The sequence below is a fragment of the Streptosporangium sp. NPDC020145 genome (assembly GCF_040631275.1).
In the GTDB taxonomy this organism is placed as follows: domain Bacteria; phylum Actinomycetota; class Actinomycetes; order Streptosporangiales; family Streptosporangiaceae; genus Streptosporangium.
Genome location: NZ_JBEXZT010000008.1, coordinates 26,792 through 45,672 on the forward strand (window position 1 = coordinate 26,792; position 18,881 = coordinate 45,672).

Annotated in this window: 16 protein-coding genes; 4 read left to right on the forward strand and 12 right to left on the reverse strand. The window is 70.6% G+C overall.

Annotation, left to right across the window (positions count from 1 at the left end):
• The first annotated feature begins 8 nt into the window (after positions 1 to 8).
• Positions 9 to 941, forward strand: a complete 933-nt coding sequence (locus tag ABZ463_RS16895) for an acyl-ACP desaturase (RefSeq protein WP_362776889.1) — start codon at positions 9 to 11, stop codon at positions 939 to 941.
• A 60-nt stretch (positions 942 to 1,001) separates the two neighbouring features.
• On the opposite strand, the gene ABZ463_RS16900 is transcribed toward ABZ463_RS16895, so the two are convergent.
• Positions 1,002 to 2,237 (reverse strand): FAD-dependent oxidoreductase, encoded by a 1,236-nt coding sequence (locus ABZ463_RS16900; RefSeq protein WP_362776892.1) that lies wholly within the window; start codon positions 2,235 to 2,237, stop codon positions 1,002 to 1,004.
• Positions 2,238 to 2,405: 168 nt separating this feature from the next.
• Here ABZ463_RS16900 and ABZ463_RS16905 point away from each other — a divergent pair, with 168 nt between their 5' ends.
• Entirely contained in the window at positions 2,406 to 5,093 is a 2,688-nt protein-coding gene (locus ABZ463_RS16905; RefSeq protein ID WP_362776895.1) for a PEP/pyruvate-binding domain-containing protein, read from the forward strand.
• 13 nt (positions 5,094 to 5,106) lie between these two features.
• Here the strand turns inward: ABZ463_RS16905 and ABZ463_RS16910 are convergent, their stop codons facing one another.
• On the reverse strand, positions 5,107 to 6,039 hold the full coding sequence (locus tag ABZ463_RS16910; protein WP_362776897.1) for a phosphotransferase: 933 nt from the start codon (positions 6,037 to 6,039) through the stop codon (positions 5,107 to 5,109).
• A 76-nt stretch (positions 6,040 to 6,115) separates the two neighbouring features.
• On the opposite strand from ABZ463_RS16910, the gene ABZ463_RS16915 reads away from it, so the two are divergent.
• Positions 6,116 to 7,051 (forward strand): carbohydrate kinase, encoded by a 936-nt coding sequence (locus ABZ463_RS16915; protein WP_362776899.1) that lies wholly within the window; start codon positions 6,116 to 6,118, stop codon positions 7,049 to 7,051.
• Between the two features lie 6 nt (positions 7,052 to 7,057).
• On the opposite strand, the gene ABZ463_RS16920 is transcribed toward ABZ463_RS16915, so the two are convergent.
• The 10 genes from ABZ463_RS16920 to ABZ463_RS16965 form a co-directional block, all read right to left on the reverse strand.
• Complete coding sequence (locus tag ABZ463_RS16920; RefSeq protein WP_362776901.1) at positions 7,058 to 8,260, reverse strand: cation:proton antiporter; 1,203 nt, start codon at positions 8,258 to 8,260, stop codon at positions 7,058 to 7,060.
• A gap of 91 nt (positions 8,261 to 8,351) precedes the next feature.
• Entirely contained in the window at positions 8,352 to 8,657 is a 306-nt protein-coding gene (locus tag ABZ463_RS16925; protein ID WP_352009500.1) for a hypothetical protein, read from the reverse strand.
• Between the two features lie 8 nt (positions 8,658 to 8,665).
• Positions 8,666 to 9,844 carry a DUF418 domain-containing protein gene (locus ABZ463_RS16930; protein ID WP_362776904.1) on the reverse strand — a complete coding sequence of 393 codons (1,179 nt, stop codon included), beginning with the start codon at positions 9,842 to 9,844 and terminating at the stop codon, positions 8,666 to 8,668.
• A 128-nt stretch (positions 9,845 to 9,972) separates the two neighbouring features.
• On the reverse strand, positions 9,973 to 10,857 hold the full coding sequence (locus tag ABZ463_RS16935; RefSeq protein ID WP_362776907.1) for an alpha/beta hydrolase: 885 nt from the start codon (positions 10,855 to 10,857) through the stop codon (positions 9,973 to 9,975).
• Between the two features lie 71 nt (positions 10,858 to 10,928).
• Complete coding sequence (locus ABZ463_RS16940) at positions 10,929 to 12,323, reverse strand: FAD-dependent oxidoreductase (RefSeq protein WP_352010155.1); 1,395 nt, start codon at positions 12,321 to 12,323, stop codon at positions 10,929 to 10,931.
• Positions 12,324 to 12,494: 171 nt separating this feature from the next.
• Positions 12,495 to 13,301, reverse strand: a complete 807-nt coding sequence (locus ABZ463_RS16945; RefSeq protein WP_352009503.1) for an ABC transporter permease — start codon at positions 13,299 to 13,301, stop codon at positions 12,495 to 12,497.
• Positions 13,298 to 14,149 (reverse strand): ABC transporter permease, encoded by an 852-nt coding sequence (locus ABZ463_RS16950; RefSeq protein ID WP_352009504.1) that lies wholly within the window; start codon positions 14,147 to 14,149, stop codon positions 13,298 to 13,300. The genes ABZ463_RS16945 and ABZ463_RS16950 overlap by 4 nt, the downstream gene beginning before the upstream one ends.
• Before the next feature lie 12 nt (positions 14,150 to 14,161).
• Positions 14,162 to 15,406 (reverse strand): spermidine/putrescine ABC transporter substrate-binding protein, encoded by a 1,245-nt coding sequence (locus ABZ463_RS16955; RefSeq protein WP_352010156.1) that lies wholly within the window; start codon positions 15,404 to 15,406, stop codon positions 14,162 to 14,164.
• Positions 15,407 to 15,420: 14 nt separating this feature from the next.
• Positions 15,421 to 16,575: an ABC transporter ATP-binding protein gene (locus ABZ463_RS16960; protein ID WP_352009505.1), complete on the reverse strand. Its 1,155-nt coding sequence runs from the start codon at positions 16,573 to 16,575 to the stop codon at positions 15,421 to 15,423.
• Positions 16,576 to 16,601: 26 nt separating this feature from the next.
• Positions 16,602 to 18,059 (reverse strand): gamma-aminobutyraldehyde dehydrogenase, encoded by a 1,458-nt coding sequence (locus tag ABZ463_RS16965; protein WP_352009506.1) that lies wholly within the window; start codon positions 18,057 to 18,059, stop codon positions 16,602 to 16,604.
• A 197-nt stretch (positions 18,060 to 18,256) separates the two neighbouring features.
• Between ABZ463_RS16965 and ABZ463_RS16970 the strand changes: the two genes are divergently transcribed.
• On the forward strand, positions 18,257 to 18,751 hold the full coding sequence (locus ABZ463_RS16970) for an Lrp/AsnC family transcriptional regulator (protein ID WP_352009507.1): 495 nt from the start codon (positions 18,257 to 18,259) through the stop codon (positions 18,749 to 18,751).
• The last annotated feature ends 130 nt before the right edge of the window (positions 18,752 to 18,881 follow it).

Here is an 18,881-nt window from a genome sequence, read left to right on the forward strand (position 1 = left end):
AGACCGCAATGCGCGAGTTCAGCCAGACCGAGCTGTTGCTTGAGCTTGAGCCCGTCGTCGCCGGGGAGCTGGACCGGCATCACAAGGTGGCGAAGGAGTGGTTCCCCCACGAATACGTCCCGTGGTCCGAGGGCAGGGACTTCGACGGCGTGCTCGGCGGCGAGGCCTGGGTCGAGAACGACTCGAAACTGCCCGAAGAGGCGCGCGTCTCCCTCATCGTCAACCTGCTGACCGAGGACAACCTCCCCAGCTACCACTACGAGATCGCCACCGCCTTCGGCCGCGACGCCGCCTGGGGCACCTGGGTGCACCGGTGGACCGCGGAGGAGGCCCGGCACGGCGCCGCCCTGCGTGACTATCTGACGGTCACCCGCGCGGTCGACCCGGTCGCCCTCGAACGCGCCCGCATGTTCCACATGGAGGAGGGGTTCACCAACTCCTACGAGGGAGTGCTCCACTCACTGGCCTACGTCTCCTTCCAGGAGCTGGCCACCCGGATCTCGCACCGCAACACCGGCAGGGCCTCCGGCGAGCCGAACTGCGAGCGGCTGCTGGCCAGGATCGCCGCCGACGAGAACCTGCACATGCTCTTCTACCGGAACCTTCTCGACGCCGCCTTCAAGCTGGCCCCGAGCCAGACGATGCGCGCCGTCACCGACGTGGTGACCACCTTCCAGATGCCGGGGACCGGCATCGAGGGCTTCAGCCGCAAGGCGATGATCATCGCCAACGCCGGGATCTACGACCTGCGCCTGCACATCGACGACGTCCTCATGCCGGTGCTGCGGCAGTGGGCCGTCTTCGACATGAAGGACCTCGACGGCGAGGGCGAGAAGGCCCGGGAGGAGCTCGCCGAGTTCCTCGCCCGTCTGGAGGTCTCCGCCTCCCGCTTCGTCGAGCGCCGCGAGGCCCGCCGCGCCCGCGAGGCCGCCCGCTCCTGAACCTTCTCGCGCCTTCCGCCGGGGGCTCGGGAAGCGGCCCCCGGCGGAAGGACGCGCGGATCAGGACTTCGCCAGGTCCGCGAGCGGGACCCCGGGGTCGGCGAGCCGCTCGGCGTCCACGGCGACGCCCGAGCGGATCAGGTTCTGCACCGGGCCGATGCCGTCGTCCCACAGGTTGACGTGCATGCCCGCCACGACGCGGCCCCCGCTGAGCCAGAAGGCGTAGAAGGCCTGTTCCTCCCGCTCTCCCCTGACGACGACGGAGTCGTAGCCGCCCGGCTCGAACCAGCCGGAGAACTCCATGCCCACGTCGTACTGGTCGCTGAAGAAGTAGGGCGGCCTGTCGTAGACGACCTCCTGGCCCAGCATGGACCTGCCCGCGGCGAGGCCGCCGTTGAGCGCGTTGGCCCAGTGCTCGACGCGGACGCGGGTGCCGTACAGGGGGTTGAAGGCGTTGGCCACGTCACCGGCGGCGTAGACGTCGGGGTCCTCCGTGCGCAGCGCGGCGTCGACCAGGACTCCGTTGTCCACCGGCAGACCGGACAGTACGGCCAGCTCGGCGTTGGGCCGCACGCCCACGCCGACGATCACGACGTCGGCCGGGACCTCCGCCCCGTCGTCGGTCGCGACGGCCCTGACGCGCCCGTCACCGAGGACACCGGTCACCTGACGGCCGAGCCTCAGGTCGACCCCGTGCCGCCGGTGCAGGTCGGCGAAGAAACCGCCCATCTCCGGCCCGAACGCGGCCTGCAGCGGCACCGGGCGCGGCTCGACGACGGTCACCTCGCAGCCGTACTCGCGGGCCGCCGCCGCCGTCTCAAGGCCGATCCAGCCCGCGCCGACGACGACGACCCGGCCGCCGCCCTTGATCGCGTCACGGAGCCGCTGTGAGTCTCCGAGGTCACGCAGGTAGTGCAGGCCCTCAAGGTCGGCGCCGGGCACGTCGAGGCGGCGCGGGGAGGCGCCGGTCGCGAGCAGCAGCTTGTCGTAGCCGATCTGCCCTCCGCCGTCCAGCTCCAGCCTGCGCGCGCCCCGGTCGAGGTCGGTCACCTGGCTGCCGGACACCAGTTCCACGGAGTGCTCGCGGTACCAGGCCTCGTCGTGGACGTAGACCTTGGCCTGGTCCTCCTTGCCCAGGAGATAACCCTTCGACAGCGGAGGACGTTCGTAGGGCAGTTCGGACTCGGCGCCGACAAGGGTGATCCTGCCGTCGAAGCCCTCCTCCCGCAGGGACTGGGCGGCCTTCGCGCCTGCGAGGCCCGCCCCAACGATGACGTACGTCTGCTCGGTGGTCATGCTCCTCTTCTTATCGGATTACCGCCCCGCTATCGATCAGTTGGCGTGATCCGTCTCCACGGCGGCGTCCCCCCTTATTTCATCACTTGTTGACTTTCTGGTCGCACCGACCTACGTTTACGGGAGAAAGACACTGATCACCGCCCGTGGCCTTGTGGAGGCTCGCCGATGTCCGCCAGCCCGTTGATCCTGCCGTTCTCCGACATCGGAGCGGAGGCGCTCCCCCTGGCCGGCGGCAAGGCCGTCAACCTCGGCGTGCTCACCAGGGCCGGTTTCCCCGTCCCGCCCGGGGTCTGCCTCACCACACGGGCCTACCGCGCGGCCACCGAGGGGGCGGGTCTCGGCGACGTGCTCGACGCGCTGGCCACGACCCCCGCCGGGGACGTCACGGCCCTGAACGAACTGGCCGCCAGGGCCCGCGCCCTCGTGCTCGCCGCCCCGGTGCCCCCCGAGGTCGCCGAGGCCGTACGGCACGGCGTGCGCGGTCCCGGCGGTCCCTCCGGCCCGGTCGCCGTGCGCTCCTCGGCGACCGCCGAGGACCTGCCGCACGCCAGCTTCGCCGGGCAGCAGGACACCTACCTCAACGTGGTGGGCGAGGAGGCCGTGCTCGACGCGGTCAGGCGCTGCTGGGCCTCACTGTGGACCGACAGGGCGGTCGCCTACCGGGCGGCCAACGGCGTCGACCACCGGTCCGTCCTGCTGGCCGTCGTGATCCAGGAGATGGTCTCCTCCGAGGTCGCCGGGGTGATGTTCACCGCCAACCCCGTCACCGGCAGGCGGCACGAGGCGGTGATCGACGCCAGTCCCGGGCTCGGCGAGGCCGTGGTCTCCGGCTCCGTCAACCCCGACCACTTCGTGGTGGACGTCGCGACCGGCCGGATCACCGGGCGGCGCCCCGGCGACAAGCTGCTGGCCGTACGGCCGCTGCCCGGGGGAGGCGTCGAGCATGTCGGCCTCGGGGACGGGACGGGGTCGGCCTGCGTCACCGACGACCAGGTCAGGGCGCTGGCCGCGCTGGGCGGGCGGGTCGAGGAACACTACGGGAGCCCGCAGGACACCGAGTGGGCCATCGACGCCGACGGCTCGCTGTGGCTGACCCAGTCTCGCCCGATCACCACCCTCTTCCCCGTCCCCGAGAGCGCCGCGGCGCGGGCGGAGGGCGGCCCCCGGATCTACTTCTCCTTCAGCGTCGCGCAGGGCGTCTACGCGCCGTTCACCCCGATGGGCGTCTCGGCCTTCCGGCTGATCTCCTCCTCGATCTCGGCGCTGGCGGGGAATCCGGTGGCCGACGTGACCGCCGGGGCCCCGCAGCTGACCGAGGCGGCCGGGCGGCTGTTCCTCGACGTCACCGGCGTCATGCGCGGACGGGCCGGTCGTGCGGTCGTGCCGCGCCTGCTGGACGTGATGGAGGCCAGGTCGGCGGTGGTGCTGCGCGGCCTGTTCGACGACCCCCGTTTCGGGGTGACCCGGCGCTCCGTGCTGCCCGCGCTGCGGCGGGTGCTGCGGATCGCGCGCCGCTTCCGCGTCCCCTCCAACGTCGTGCGGGCCGTGCTGAACCCCGGGGCCACGCGGGGGCGGGTCGAACGCCTCAGGTCACGGCTGCGGGCCGAGCTGGCGCCGCTGCCGGAGAGCGCCACCCCGCTTGAGCGGCTCGACCGGGTCGAGCGGACGCTGAGCGCGCGGACCGTTCCCCTGCTTCCCCACGTCGTGCCCGGCCCCATCGCCGGGTTCGCCATGCTGGGCCTGGCCGCCCGTCTCCTGGGCGGGCGGGCCCGGCCCGGGGAGCTGACGACCGTGCTGCGCGGGCTGCCGCACAACGTCACCACCGAGATGGACCTGGCCCTGTGGCGGCTGGCGGGCCGGATCAGGCGGGACGCCGACGCCGCCGCCCTGCTGCTCACCGTCCCCGCCGCCGACCTGGCCCGGCGCTTCCACGACGGGACGCTGCCGCGGACGGTCCAGCGGGAGCTGCGGGAGTTCCTCGCGGTCTACGGCGTCCGCGCGGTCGCCGAGATCGACCTGGGGGTGCCCCGCTGGTCGGAGGACCCCACGCACGTCCTGGGCGTGCTGGCCAACTACCTGCGCCTGGACGACCTCTCCCAGGCTCCCGACGAGGTGTTCGCCAGGGGCGCCGCGGAGGCGGCCGTCATGATCAGGACACTCGCCGCCCGGGCCGGTGGCCTCCGCGGGCCGCTCGTCCGCTTCGCCCTCGGCAGGGCGCGGGCCCTGGCCGGGCTGCGTGAGCTGCCCAAGTTCCTCGTGGTGACCGTGCTGGCCGCGATGCGCGCCGAACTGGCCGCCGTCGGGGCCGAACTGGCCTCCCGCGGCGTCCTCGACTCCCCCGGCGACGTCTTCTTCCTGACGATCGGCGAGGTCAGGGCCCTGCTGTCTGCCCCGCCCGCCGACCCCGCCGGTTCCCGGGCGCTCGTCGCGGAACGGCGCGCCCAGGCGGACCGGGAACGGCTGCGCAGGCACCTGCCCAGGGTCGTGCTGTCCGACGGCACCGAACCCGAGGCCGTCGCCACGGCGGAGCCGGTCGACGGCGCGCTGACCGGGACCCCCGCCTCGGCGGGGACGGTGACCGGGACGGCCAGGGTCGTCCTCGACCCCGTCGGGGCCCACCTCGAACCCGGGGAGATCCTGGTCTGCCCCTCGACCGACCCCGGCTGGACGCCGCTGTTCCTCACCGCGGGCGGCCTGGTCATGGAGATGGGCGGGGCCAACTCACACGGCGCCGTGGTGGCCAGGGAGTACGGCATCCCCGCCGTCGTCGGCGTCGCCCACGCGACCGAGCACGTCGTCACCGGCCTGCGGATCACGGTCGACGGCACCTCGGGAACGGTGACCACGACCTGAGGCGACCTGAGGCTCATCCGCGCAGCACCTCCGCACACCACCCGAGGCCCGTCACGGCCCGGTCGACCAGCGCCTGGTCGGCGAACTCGTCCGTGCCGAGCAGGCCGAGCAGGGCGAAGGTGTCGGCGGCGTAGGCGGCGATCGTCCGCTCATCGGCCGGTTCGCCCCCGGCCTGGCCGTACCCCGCGAGCAGCGGACCCTCCAGCAGGCCGTAGGCCCTCATCCGGCCGAGTTCGGCGGCGGGGTCGCCCATCGTGCAGTTGGACAGGTCGAGCACCGCGACGAGGTCGTCCCCGTGGAAGCACAGGTTCTCCCTGCGCAGGTCCATGTGGAGCAGCCGCAGCGGCGCCCGCCCGGCCCGCTCCCCGGCCACCGTCGTGGCCGCCTCGACGAGCGCCCGGTGCCCGTCGAGGGGGACGCGGGCGGCCAGCGCGCCCACCCGGATCTCGATGCGCCTGGCCATCGCCTCCGGGGCGCAGTCGGCGCCCAGTCCCGCGCGCCGGGACGCCGGGACGTCCGCCGTGTGGACGCGCGCCAGGACCTCACCGAGGCGGCGCAGCCGCGTTTCGCCGAGTTCGGCCGCTCCGTCGTCGGGGACGAGGTCCAGGAGCATCCACGACCGCTCCCCCTCACCCCGGGCTCGCCGCCACCCCCTGAGACCGGCGACGGGCACGCCCGCCCGGGCGAGAACCCCGTGCGCCAGGACCTCGCGTTCGAGGACGGCCCCGAAGTCGACCGTCCCGTCGTAGGCCGTCGGGGTGACCTCCCGCAGCGGCACCCTGAGCACGAACCGCCGTTCGCCGTCCGCCTCGACGAGCAGCGCGGCGTAGTCGGCGCCCCGGCGCCAGGGCGAGATCAAACACCCCGGCGGCAGCCGGTCGGCCAGCTGCCGGGCCATCCGCCCGGCGAGCCGTTCCTCGTCGGGAATCTCCAGACCGCGCAACACGACATCCCCCCTGTCCCCGTTCCCCGCCCGATTGTAAGAATCGGCTCGGTGGGTCGCCTCGGGAAAGGACCGTCACGTGTCCCGTGATCGGATCGCCGTGCTCGGCGAGTGTGTCGCCGACGCCTTCGTCACCGGTACGGCGCCGGGAGGCGGGCTCGCCCTGCGGGTCCTGCCCGGCGGCGGTCCCGCCAACACCGCCGTGGCCCTGGCCCGTCTCGGCACGCCCGTCCGCTTCCTCGGGCGGATCTCCCGTGATCCCTTCGGAGAGCTGTTCCGCGCCCACCTGGACGCCTCCGGCGTCGATCTGACCGGCTGCGTGAGCGCGCAGGAGCCCAGCGTCCTGGCCGTCGCCACCCTGGACGAGGCGGGACGGGCGGCCTACTCCTTCCACGCCGAGGGAGCGGCCGACTGGCGGTGGAGTGCGGCGGAGCTGACCGGCGAGCGGGTCGGCGACGCCGTCTGCCTGCACACCGGCTCCCTCGCCCTGGTCCACGACCCCGGGGCGGGGCGGATCGAGGAGTTGCTCGCGCGGGCCGCCGCCGGGGCGACCGTCTCGATCGACCCCAACGTACGCCCCGGCGTCGTCCCCCTTGACCGCTACCGGGAGGCGATGCCCCGCTGGTGCGCGCTGGCCGACGTCGTCAAGCTGAGCCTCGACGACCTGGAGCTGATCCGCCCCGGTGAGACGGCCGAGCGCGCCTGCGACGCCTGGCACGCCGCGGGTGCCCGGCTGGTCGTGGTGACCCTCGGTCCCGGGGGCGCGCTCGTCTCCCTGGACGGCCTGCGCGTGAGGGTGCCCGCGCCCGCCGTACGGGTCGTGGACACCGTCGGGGCCGGTGACTCCTTCACCGCCGCGTTCCTGCACCGGCTGCGCGCGGACGGCCTGCTCGGCGGGCGGCTCGACGCCCTCGACCTGGACGCGGCCGGGCGGGCGGCGGCCTTCGCGGCCGGGGCCGCCGCCCGCACCTGCTCGGTTCCCGGAGCCGACCCTCCGTGGGCCGGTGACCTGTGAGCCCCGCTAGCTCCTCGGTCCCGTGGAGAGGGCCTCGGCCCGTTCGCGCCCGCCCGGCAGCAGGCGGGCGAACCACTCCGAACGGCTGGCGATCAGCGGCCCGAACAGCGCGAGGATGAGCACGTATCCGGCGATGAACGGCGCGAGCCTGCCGTCGAGCCCGGCGGCCACGGCCATGGTCGCCAGGACCAGGGCGAACTCCCCTCGGGAGAGCACGGTCAGTGAGATGTTCACCGCCTGTGTCGCGCCGAAGGAGTTCATCCTGGCGGCCAGTGCCCCCGCCGCCACGTTGAACACCAGGGTGAGCACGACCGCGATGGCGACGGGCCAGGCGACGGAGAGCATGTCCCCGGGCTCGATGGACAGGCCGAACGCGAAGAAGAACAGGGCCGCGAAGGCGTCCCTGAGCGGATGGACGAGCTGGCGGATGCGCGGCGCGGCCTTGGTCGAGCTGAGGATCAGGCCGATCATGAAGGCCCCGATGGCGTCGGAGACGCCGAGTTCCTCCGCGACGCCCGCGGTGAGGATCGCCAGTCCGGTGAACATCACCACGAGCAGCTCGTCGTCCTTGGTGGTCACGAGCCTGTCGACCAACCGGGTGCCCCACCTGGCCAGCGCGGTCAGCGCGATCAGGAAGGCGAAGGCCTTGCCGAAGGAGAGCGCGGCGGCGGCGAAGGAGTCGGCACCGCTGAGCACCGGCTGCAACACCGCCAGGTAGAGGGCGAGGAAGATGTCCTCGACCACGATGATTCCCAGGATGAGGCGGCTCTCCGGGTTGCCGATCCGCCCGAGGTCGACGAGCAGTTTGGTCGCGATGGCCGAGGAGGAGATCCCGACCACCCCGGCCAGGACCAGCGCCTCCCTCGTCCCCCAGCCGAGGGCGAACCCGAAGATCAGGCCTCCCCCGACGTTGAGCAGGATGTAGACGGTCCCGGCGAGCGCCAGCCTGCTGCCGCCCGCGATGAGACTGTCGAGGGAGAACTCCAGGCCGAGGTAGAACAGCAGGAAGATCAGGCCGAGCGTGGCGATGACCTTCAGGTCGGCCGGGTTCTCCACGAGGGCGAGCCCGGGGGTGTGCGGCCCGAAGATGATGCCCGCGAGCATGAACAGGGGGATCGTCGGCAGTCCGATCCGGCCGCCGAGCCTGGCGATGATCCCGGCGGCGAGGAAGGAGCCGCCGAGGGCGATGAGAGCGTCACCCAGTGCCACGGTGGCCTCCTTCCGGCCTGATTCCGGGCATGGTGAAAGCGCATTCGTAGAACATGAAAAAACCTCCGTCGGACGATCTCGATCTGGTGCGTCAGAGATCGCCGGACGGAGGCGCCCGGGGTTCGGACGGGCCGTGTACAGCCCGCGTGACGACGGTGACGGGCGGCCGGGGGCGCAGCCACACCACCCGTGCCGGACCGGCGTGCCGGATCGTGGGCGGAGGCAGGCTGTGCCCCGCCTTGTACGGCGAGGCCGGGGGCAGGATCGCGCCGCTCGCCAGGGCCACGGCGACGCCGGGTTCGTGGCGTAGCCCGTGGTGCGCCTGGAGCGGCGCGTGGATGACGGTGAGCAGAACGAACAGAAGGGAGGCGACCGTACCGACGACCCTCTTCTGCAAACCGGACCCTAACCCTGAGGCGAATTGTCCGTTATTTTATCATCTGTCACCGTCGTTTCCCGGGCCGGGCGCCACGACATCAGATACGCCCGCTGCCAGAGGATTTCGAGCGGCCCCCGCTCGAAGCGGCGCAGCCACAGCGTGGCCAGCGTCATGAACACCGCGCAGATGGCCGCCCAGGCGGCGACCGTCCACCACGGCCGCAGTCCCTCGAACCGCGTGGCCAGGCCGAGCCCCCAGCCGTAGCAGAGCACCGCCCCCGCCAGGTTCTGGAAGACGTAACAGCTCAGCGCCGTCCTGCCGACGGCCGTCAGCCCCCGGCGCATCCGGCCCTGAACGTCCCCCGCCCCGAGCGCGACCGTCGTCACCAGCCCCAGCAGGCCGAGCGCGACCAGCGGCGGCAGCAGGTAGCGGTCGACCAGGAACCAGCCCTCTCCGGAGAAGGCCGTCAGCAGGTTCAGCGGCGCGCCGACGCCGAGCCCGAGGACCATCAGCCTGCGCCGCAGGACGGCGCCGCGTTCCGAGTCCTCGAAGACCCCCGCCCGCACCAGGCGGGAGCCGAGCAGGAACAGCACGACGCCCAGCGGGACGATGAACACGGCCTCGAAGCGGTAGGTGCCCATGTTGACGATCCTGGCGGTGACCTGGTCGAGGTAGCCGCCCTCGGCGAACCGTCTCGACGGCGCGGCCCCTGAGGAAAGATCGGCGACGCCGTACAGGAGGGCGAGGGTGATCAGGCCGATCACGGCGGCGAACACCGTCCCCGTCACGATCATCCAGGCCCTGACCACCCGGTCGCTCCTGCCGATGAGGAAGGCCACCAGGACCGAGACCACGGCGTAGCCCATGAGCACGTCGAACTCGAAGATCAGCACGTAGTGGAGCAGTCCCTCGACGAACAGCAGCGCCGCCCGCCACAGGTACCGGCCGGGCCAGGTGACGCCACGCCGTACGGCCGAGCGGTACTGCAGCTCCATGCCCACCCCGAACAGCAGGCTGAGCAGGGCCAGGAACTTGCCGTTGGCCAGGAAGTGCAGGAAGGTCTCGGCCGCCCCGCTCCCGGAGAGGGCGTCCATGACCCCGGCCGGCCCCAGGGGGTCGGTGAAGATCCAGATGTTGGTGCCGAGCGTGCCCATGATGGCGATGCCCCTGAGCACGTCGAGCACGTCGATGCGTCGCGTCGTCACCCTTCAACGATCGCCGTCCCCGGCCCGCGGGACATCGTCGCGCGGACCCATCCGTCGGCTACATCGATCTATGTAGCCTCTCCCCCGCTGGGGCGATCTCTAGACCGACAAATCCAGATATGTCGCCTTCAGAGGTGTTCGGCGAGGAACTCCGCCGTGGCCTCGACCGCCCGGGTGACGCAGGGCTCGACGTCGTAGAGGTCGGTGTGCCGCCGGGCGTCCACCCAGACGAGCCGCTTGGGCCCCTCCATCCGCCGGTAGACCTCCTCGGCTCCCTCCGGGGAGCTCATCCGGTCGATCACCCCGTGCACGACCAGGCCCGGCGTCGGGGCCAGGAAGTCGGCGCCGGTCATGTCGTCCACGGTGAGCAGCTCACCCAGGGAGGCCCTGGTGACCAGGTTGCGCCAGTGCGGGCAGGCGCCCCGCCCCGTGCCGTAGTAGTCGAACGGCTCCGGCCCCGGCATGGCCGCCTCGCCCTCCTGCGCCACGGCGGGCAGGTACTCCACCTCCCCGCCCCGGTCCTGACGCTCCATGACCTCGGCGTGGCGGGCCAGCGCCTCCCGGTAACCCGCCCCCATCGTGGCGCGCGTGCCGTACGGATTGCCGTAGGACCCCGCGATGCCCGCGAAGGCCCCGACCCGGGGGTCGAGGGCGGCGAACCTGAGCGCGTAGCCCGCGCCGAGGCAGATCCCGACCGCTCCGATCCGGCCGCCGTCCGCCTCGGGACGCGAGCGCAGCAGCGAGACCGCGGCCCGCAGGTCACGCAGCTTGCCCTGCGGATCCTCGTGCCCGCGCGGCGTGCCGCCCGACTCGCCCCAGTTGCGGTGGTCGAAGGCCAGCGTCACGTAGCCGGCCCCGGTCAGCGCCTCGGCGTAGCGGCCGGCGACCTGGCCGCGTGTCCCGGTGAACGGCCCGGTCAGCACCAGCGCCGGACGCGGCCCCGGCCCCTCGGGCACGCGCAGGTCACCGACGAGTGTGATCCCGTCGGCCTCGAACTCAACCCTCTCGCTCATGCCCCCAGACTGTACGGCTCCGCGAACGTCCCCGGCCCTCGGCCGTACGCGCCGAGAGCCGGGGACGACGGCTAGGAGTCGAACCCGAGACCCATCTTGTCCAGGGTGCGCAGCCAGAGGTTGCGACGGCCCTGGTGGAGGTCGGCCTGGGCGATCGACCAGCGGGTCATCTGGATCCCGGCGGAGCGGACCGGCTCCGGCGGGAACGGCAGCGGCTTCTCCCTGACCATCCGCAGCTCGGTCCGCTCGGTCGATTCGCCGCCGAGCAGGTCGAGCATGACGTTCGCCCCGAACCTGGTCGCGCCGACCCCCATGCCGGTGTATCCGGCGGCGTAGGCCAGGCGTCCGCCGTGCGCGGTTCCGTAGAAGGCGCTGAAACGGCTGCAGGTGTCGATGACGCCGCCCCACCGGTGGGTGAAGCGCAGCCCCGACAGCTGCGGGAAGGTCGTGAAGAAGTGCTCGGCCAGTTTGACGAAGGTCTCGTCGCGCTGTTCGTACTCCGGCTTGATCCTCCCGCCGTTGTAGTAGACCGCGTCGTAGCCGCCCCAGAGGATGCGGTTGTCCGAGGTCAGCCGGTAGTAGTGGAACTGGTTGGCCGAGTCTCCGACGCCCTGCCGGTTGTGCCAGCCGACCGAGGCCAGCTGCTCCTCCGACAGGGGCTCGGTCATCAGCGCGTAGTCGTAGACCGGCACCAGGAAGTGCTTCAGCCTGCGCAGCAGCGGCTGGAACACTCCGGTGCCGAGCGCCACCTTCTCGGCCCTGACCGTGCCGTGCGGGGTGAGCAGCTCCATGTGCGTCCCGGTGTCCCGCATGTGCCTGACCGGCGTGCGCTCGTGGACGCGCACGCCCAGTGAGAGACAGGCCTGCCTGAGGCCCCAGGCCAGCCGGGCGGGGTCGAGCATGGCGCAGCCGTCACGCTCCCAGTGGCCTCCCACGTAGGTGGGCGAGTTCACCTCCGCCCTGACCTGGTCCTGGTCGAGGACGTCGAAACGGACACCCAGCTCCCTGGCGACCTCGACGCTCTGGTGCATCTCCGCGAGCTGCCACGGCTCGGTGGCCACGTGCAGCTCCCCGGTCCGCTCGTAGCCGCAGTCGATGCCGTACCTGGCGACCGTCTCGCCGAGCTCGTCGAGGTTGGTCAGTCCCATGTGTTCGAGGAGGGCGATCTCCTCCGGCCAGCGCTCAAGGCCGTTGGCGATGCCGTGGGTGAGCGTCGCCATGGCGAATCCGCCGTTACGACCGGACGCCGCCCAGCCGATCTTCTTTCCCTCCAGCAGGACGACGTCCAGCGACGGGTCCCGCTCCTTGGCCATCAGGGCCGTCCACAGCCCCGAGAAGCCACCGCCGACCACCGCGAGCCCGGCGGTCGTGTTTCCGAAGAGCCGCGGCAGCGGCTCGGGTTTCGCCGGACTGTCGAGCCAGTACGGCTTGCGCTCCGCGTCAGCAAGAGCCTTCAGCGGATCCACAAATCTCACTTCCCTACGGTGAGTCAAAGAGTCTTTGTGTGTGTCGCGGGGCCTTGGGGGCCACGCGCGGGTTCCCCCCGCCTGAGTCCGATCTCGCCTCCCTGTTCTCTGTCGAGGATCCTGATGCACCTGAGCCCGTGCCACCGGCGGCGGCACGGGCTCAGGCGACGGTCAAGTGCGGCGGCGGGCGGTCACCGTGTTGACCACGGCGATCACGACGCCTACCGCGAATATAAGCGTTCCCAGGATGTTGACCTGCGGCGGGATGCCGATCCTGGTGGCCCCCCAGATCCACAGCGGGAAGGTCTCCATGGCCCCGCTGGTGAACTGGGTGATCACGAAGTCGTCGATGGACAGCGCGAAGGCCAGCAGCGCGCCGGAGACGACGCCGGGCAGGATCATCGGGAACGTCACCCGCCAGAAGGTGGTCCAGGTGGAGGCGCCCAGGTCCCTGGCCGCCTCCTCGACCGACCTGTCGAGCCCGATCACCCTGGCCCGCACGGTGATGGCCACGAACGACAGCGAGAACAGCACGTGCGCCACGACCACGGTCCAGAACCCGGTGTCCACCCCGGCGCTGACGAACAGCGACAGCAGCGAGGCGCCCATGACGAGCTCGGGTGAGGCGATCGCGGCGAACAGCACCAGGTTGGTCGCGCCCTGCCCGCGGAAACGGTGACGGCCGAGCGCCAGCCCCATGAGGGTGCCGATCACCGTGGTGATCAGCGTGGCGAGCAGGGCCACCTGCAGTGAGTTGCCCACGGCCCCGATCAGCTCGGGATAGTCGCCCAGCCTGCCCCACCACCTGAGCGTGAAGCCCTGCCAGGTGACGTTCGACTTGCTCGCGGTGTCGTTGAACCCGAAGACGATCATGACCACGATCGGCAGGAACAGCCAGGCGATGACCAGCCAGACGTAGCCCCACAGCAGCCGCTCGCCGAACCTGACCCTAGGTCTGGTGATCTCCGGTGCGCTCATCGGGCCGCCGCCTCCAGCACGTTCTCGGTGCCCAGCGCCCTGGCGTAGGCGAAGATGCCGACCAGCATCACCGCCATCAGCGTGAACGACAGCGCCGCCGCGGTCGGATAGTCGGCGTTGACGAGATACTCGGTCTGGATGATGTTGCCGATCATCGTGTTGGCCGGGCCGCCGAGGATCCCGGCGTTGACGTAGTCGGCGGTCATCGGGACGAACGTCATCAGCACCCCGGCGAAGACCCCGGGCAGCGAGAGCGGCAGCACGACCTTCGTGAAGGCCTGGCTCCTGGCCGCGTAGAGGTCCTGGGCCGCCTCGACCACCCGGGGGTCGATCCGTTCGAGCGCCACGTAGATCGGCAGGATCATGAACGGCAGGTAGTTGTAGACCAGGCCGCCGATCACCGCGACCGTGGTCTGCAGGACGTGGAAGTCCTGGGCCACCAGGCCCATCGCCTTCAACGGCGACAGCAGCAGGCCGTCGTCGGCCAGCAGGAACTTCCACGAGACCGTGCGCAGCACGAACGACACGAAGAACGGCAGCAGCACCAGCAGCAGGTAGGTGGACTTGCGGGAACCGCCCCTGAAGGCGATCCAGTACGCCACCGGATAGGCCATCGCGATGGAGACGGCCGTGCCCACGAGGCCGTACCCGACCGAGCGCAGGAACTGCGTCTGGTAGCGCGTCAGGGCGTCGCCGTACACGGAGAAGTCGAAGGTCTGCACGAAGCCGTTCAGGATGTCGCCCTCCTGGGTGGAGACCGAGGCCATGAAGACCATCGGCACCACCAGGAAGATCAGTAACCACAGACCGCCCGGCAGGATGAGCAGGTAGGGGGTGAGGCGCTTCACCGGGGCTCTCCGTCAGCCCTGGGTGATCGGCTGGAAGATGGACTCGAAGGTCTTCTCCTTGGCCCCGTCGAGGGTCACGTAGGAACGCAGCCTGGCCATGTCGGCGTCCGAGGGGTAGATCATCGGGCTGTTCGCCAGCTGTTCGAGCGCCGCCTTGTCCTCACCGGACTGCTTGGCCGCGTCGGCGAGGACCAGGTCCTTGGTCGCCGGGACCGGCGTGATGTAGTTGATGGCCTCGACCAGGGTCGTCGCGATCTTGGGCTGGTAGACGTAGTCCATGTACGTCAGCGCGTCCACCGGGTTCTGCGCGGTCCTGGGGATGCACATGTTGTCGGTCCAGATCGTGCCGCCCTCCTGGGGGACCACGAACTTGAGGTCCTTGCCCTCGGCGACCTGCTGGAAGATGTCGCCCGACCAGGCCATGGTGATCCACACGTCGCCCCTGGCGAGCGCGTCCACGTAGTCGTTCTCGTAGTACTTGCGCACCAGCCCCGCGTCGCGCTGCGCCTGGAGCCGCTCGGCCGCCTTGCGCCAGTCGGCCTCCGTCGAGGTGTCGGGGTCGATGCCCAGGGAGAACAGCCCGACGTTGGCGATCTCCTCGCTGTCGGTCATCATGCCGACCTTGCCCTTGTACTTGGGGTTCCAGAGGTCCTCGACGCTCTTGACCTCGTCGACGTACTTGGGGTTGTAGGCGATGCCGGTCAGCCCGACCGTCCACGGGATCGTGTGGGCGTTGCCCGGGTCCCACGTCGGGTTCTTGACCTTCTGCGCGGCGTTGGCGGCGAAGTTGGGCAGCTTGGAGTGGTCCAGCGGGGCCAGGTAGTCGAGCTGGATGGCCCGGCCGAGGTGGATGCCGTTGGTCAGCACCATCAGGTCGTGGCCGATGTCGTTGCCCGCGGCGAGCAGCGGCTGGATCTTGCCGAAGAAGGACGGGATCTCCTGGATGACCTCCTTGTAGGAGACCTTGATCCCGGTGTCGGCGGTGAACATCTCCAGCGACGGGTACCTCTTGCCGTCCTTGTCGATGTACAGCGGCCAGTTGGCGAACCGCATCGTCCCGTTGCGCTTCTTACCGGTCCAGAAGTCGGCGACCGCGTCCTTCTTCGGTGTGGTCACGGGCTTCTTGCCCTGGATGCCGCAACCGGCCAGGGCGAGCCCGGCGGCCGAGAGCCCGGCCAGACGCAGGGCGTCGCGGCGGGTGACCGAGCGGTTTTGCGTCAGGCCCCGCAGCAGGGCGGGGTTGGAGCGGGGGTCCATGGCTGTGGTCAACGTCAACTTCCGATCACGTACGAGTGGCGTGCCTGCCACGACAACCAGACGGCCTCGCCACGCTCGGCCGTGCTCGTGCTGTCGAGCGCGTTCTGCTGGAAGACGGTGATCTCGGCGCCGTCGGCGAGGCGCACCGTGTAGCTGTTGTAGAGCCCCAGGTAGACGACCTCGGAGACGGTGCCGCGCACCGCGCTGAGGTCGCCCTCCGGCTCCCCGGCGGAGATCGTGATCTTCTCCGGGCGCACGGTGACCGCGACGCGGTCCCCCGTGACGTGGGCGTCCCCCTCGACCAGGACGCGCCCTCCGTGTCCCGCCCGCAGGACGGCCCGCCCGGCGCCCGTCTCCTCGACGACGCCGTCGAGGAGGTTGGAGGTGCCGATGAAGCCGGCGACGAATGCGGTGGCCGGACGCTCGTAGATCTCGCGGGGCGGGGCGAGCTGCTCGACCAGGCCGTCGTTCATGACGGCGATGCGGTCGCTCATGGTGAGCGCCTCGCTCTGGTCGTGGGTGACGTAGACGAAGGTGATGCCGACCTCGCGCTGGATGCGCTTGAGCTCGATCTGCATGGCCTGGCGGAGCTTAAGGTCCAGGGCGCCGAGCGGCTCGTCGAGCAGGAGCGCGCGGGGGTTGTTGACCAGGGCGCGGGCCAGGGCGACGCGCTGCTGCTGGCCGCCGGACATCTCCCTGGGGCGGCGCTTCTCCCGCCCGGTGAGGTCGACGATCTCCAGCATCTCCCCGACGCGCCGTTTGATCTCGGCCTCGGCGACCTTCCTGCGCCGCAGGCCGAAGGCGACGTTCTCCCAGACGTTCATGTGCGGGAACAGCGCGTAGGACTGGAAGACCATGTTCACGTCGCGCCTGTTCGGCGGGACCCCGGTGACGTCCTGGCCGTGCAGCCTGACCGTGCCGCGCGAGGGGTCCTCGAACCCGGCGATCATCCGCATGGTCGTCGTCTTGCCGCAGCCCGAGGGCCCCAGGAGGGAGAAGAACTCGCCTCCGGCGATGCTCAGTGTGACCCCTTTGACCGCCTGGACGACCTCACCCTGGGCGAGGTACTCCTTGACGACTCCGGAGAGCTCGATGGCGGGCACCTGGGGGGAGGAGGGGGCGGCCGCAACCGCCCCCTCCTCTTCTGAGCCCGCCTGGATTTCGGTCATACCAGGCTTAATCTCTCTGTCTGCGGCTACTCGCCGATGTAGTGCATGACGTGCTTTACGCGAAGGTAGTCGTGAAGGCCGAAAACCGACAGGTCCTTACCGTATCCGGAGTGCTTGAACCCTCCGTGCGGCATCTCCGAGACGAACGGGATGTGGGTGTTGACCCACACGACGCCGAAGTCCAGCCTCCTGGAGACCCGCATCGCCCGGCCGTGGTCGGAGGTCCAGACCGAGCTGGACAGGCCGTACCTGACACCGTTGGCCTTGGCGACCGCGTCGGCCTCGTCGGAGAAGGTCTGCACCGTGATGACCGGGCCGAAGACCTCGTTCTGCACCATCTCGTCGTCCTGGCGCAGGCCGTCGACGACGGTCGGGGCGAAGAAGTAGCCCCGCTCGCCGACCCGCTCGCCGCCGGTCAGCACCTTGGCGTGCCCGGGGACGCGCTCAAGGAAGCCCGCGACCCGCTCCAGCTGGGCGGCGTTGTTGAGCGGGCCGTACAGGGCGTCCTCGACGGACAGGTCACCGGTGACGGTCGCGGCCGCGGCCTCGGTGAGCGCGGCGACGAAGGCGTCGTGGGCGTCCTCCTGGACCAGCACCCGGCAGGCCGCGGTGCAGTCCTGACCCGCGTTGTACAGCCCGGCGGTCGCGATGGCCTCGGCGGCCGCCTTGAGGTCCTTGACGTCGTCGAAGACCACCACGGGGGCCTTGCCACCCAGTTCGAGGTGGACGCGCTTGAGGTCGTCGGCCGCCGACCTGGCCACGGCCATGCCCGCGCCGACGGAGCCGGTGATCGCGACCATCTGGGCCGACGGGTGGCCGACGACCAGCGCGCCGGTCTCGCGGTCGCCGACGACGACGTTGAAGACGCCCTTCGGCAGGATCTCACCGATGATCTCGGCGAGCTTGACGGTGGAGACCGGGGTGGTGTCGGAGGGCTTGAGCACCACGGTGTTACCCGCGGCGAGCGCGGGGGCGATCTTCCACACCGCCATCATCAGCGGGTAGTTCCACGGCGTGACCTGGCCGACGACGCCGATCGGCTCGTGCCTGATCACGGAGGTGTGGTCGGCGAGGAACTCACCCGACGTCGGCCCCTCAAGCGTGCGCGCGGCGCCCGCGAAGAACCGGAAGTGGTCGGCGGCCACCGGGGTCTCGTCCTCGGCCATGCGGGCGAGCGGCTTGCCGGTGTTGCGGCACTCGGCCTCGTTCAGCTCATCCGCCCTGGCCTCGATCGCGTCGGCGACCTTCAGCAGCAGACCGGCGCGCTCACCCGGGGTGGTCTGGCTCCACGACTCGAAGGCGGCGGTCGCGGCGGCGTAGGCGGCGTCGACGTCCTCGGCTCCGGAGACCGGGGCCTGAAGATAGGCTTCCCCGGTGCAGGGGTCGATGACGTCGGAGAACCTGCCGCTTCTGGCGTCCACGAGCTCACCGTCGACGTAGTTGCGCAGCCGGGCGGATTCACGGTTCTCAACCGGGGTGGTCACCGTTGACCTCCTAGTTCTTTCGAGCTGAGTCGTCGAGACTCTTACAGAGGAGAAGACCCTCGACAAGGGATTTCGTTGTTAAGATATCAAATTGCTACGAAATCGCTTGACAGAGACGTAATAACTGACACGATGTCGCACCAGAGCCGCGAGAACACCGGCGACACACACGCATCAGGACGTCTCAGGGAGCGCGCATGACGACCCCGTCCAAGGCACGCCGCGAGAACGACGCCAGACCCGGCACCGTCGTCCTCGACGAGATCTCAAAGAAGATCATCGAGCAGTTACAGGCGGACGGGCGCAAGCCGTACGCGGCGATCGGCAAGGCGGTCGGCCTGTCCGAGGCCGCGGTGCGCCAGCGGGTCCAGCGCCTGATCGACGGCGGTGTCATGCAGATCGTCGCGGTCACCGACCCGCTGACCCTCGGCTTCTCCCGCCAGGCCCTGATCGGCATCAAGTGCGAGGGCGACCTGGAGGCGGTGGCCCAGGAGCTGTCCCTCATCGCCGAGCTCGACTACGTCGTGCTGACCGCGGGCGCGATGGACATCATGGTCGAGGCGGTCTGCGAGAGCGACCAGCACCTGCTGGAGATCCTGGGCAAGATCCGCGCCATTCCCGCGGTCCGCGGCACGGAGACGTTCGTCTTCCTCAAGCTCCACAAGCAGACCTACTCCTGGGGCACCCGCTGACCCCTTGGAGCGTTTCTCGGGAAGCCCACTACCCTTCTGGGACATTCCTTGGGGGACCCACCGGCCTCCTGGGGCGGCACGCTTTCTGTTAACTTTATTTCCTAATTGCTAGCGTTTCCCCCGCGACCAC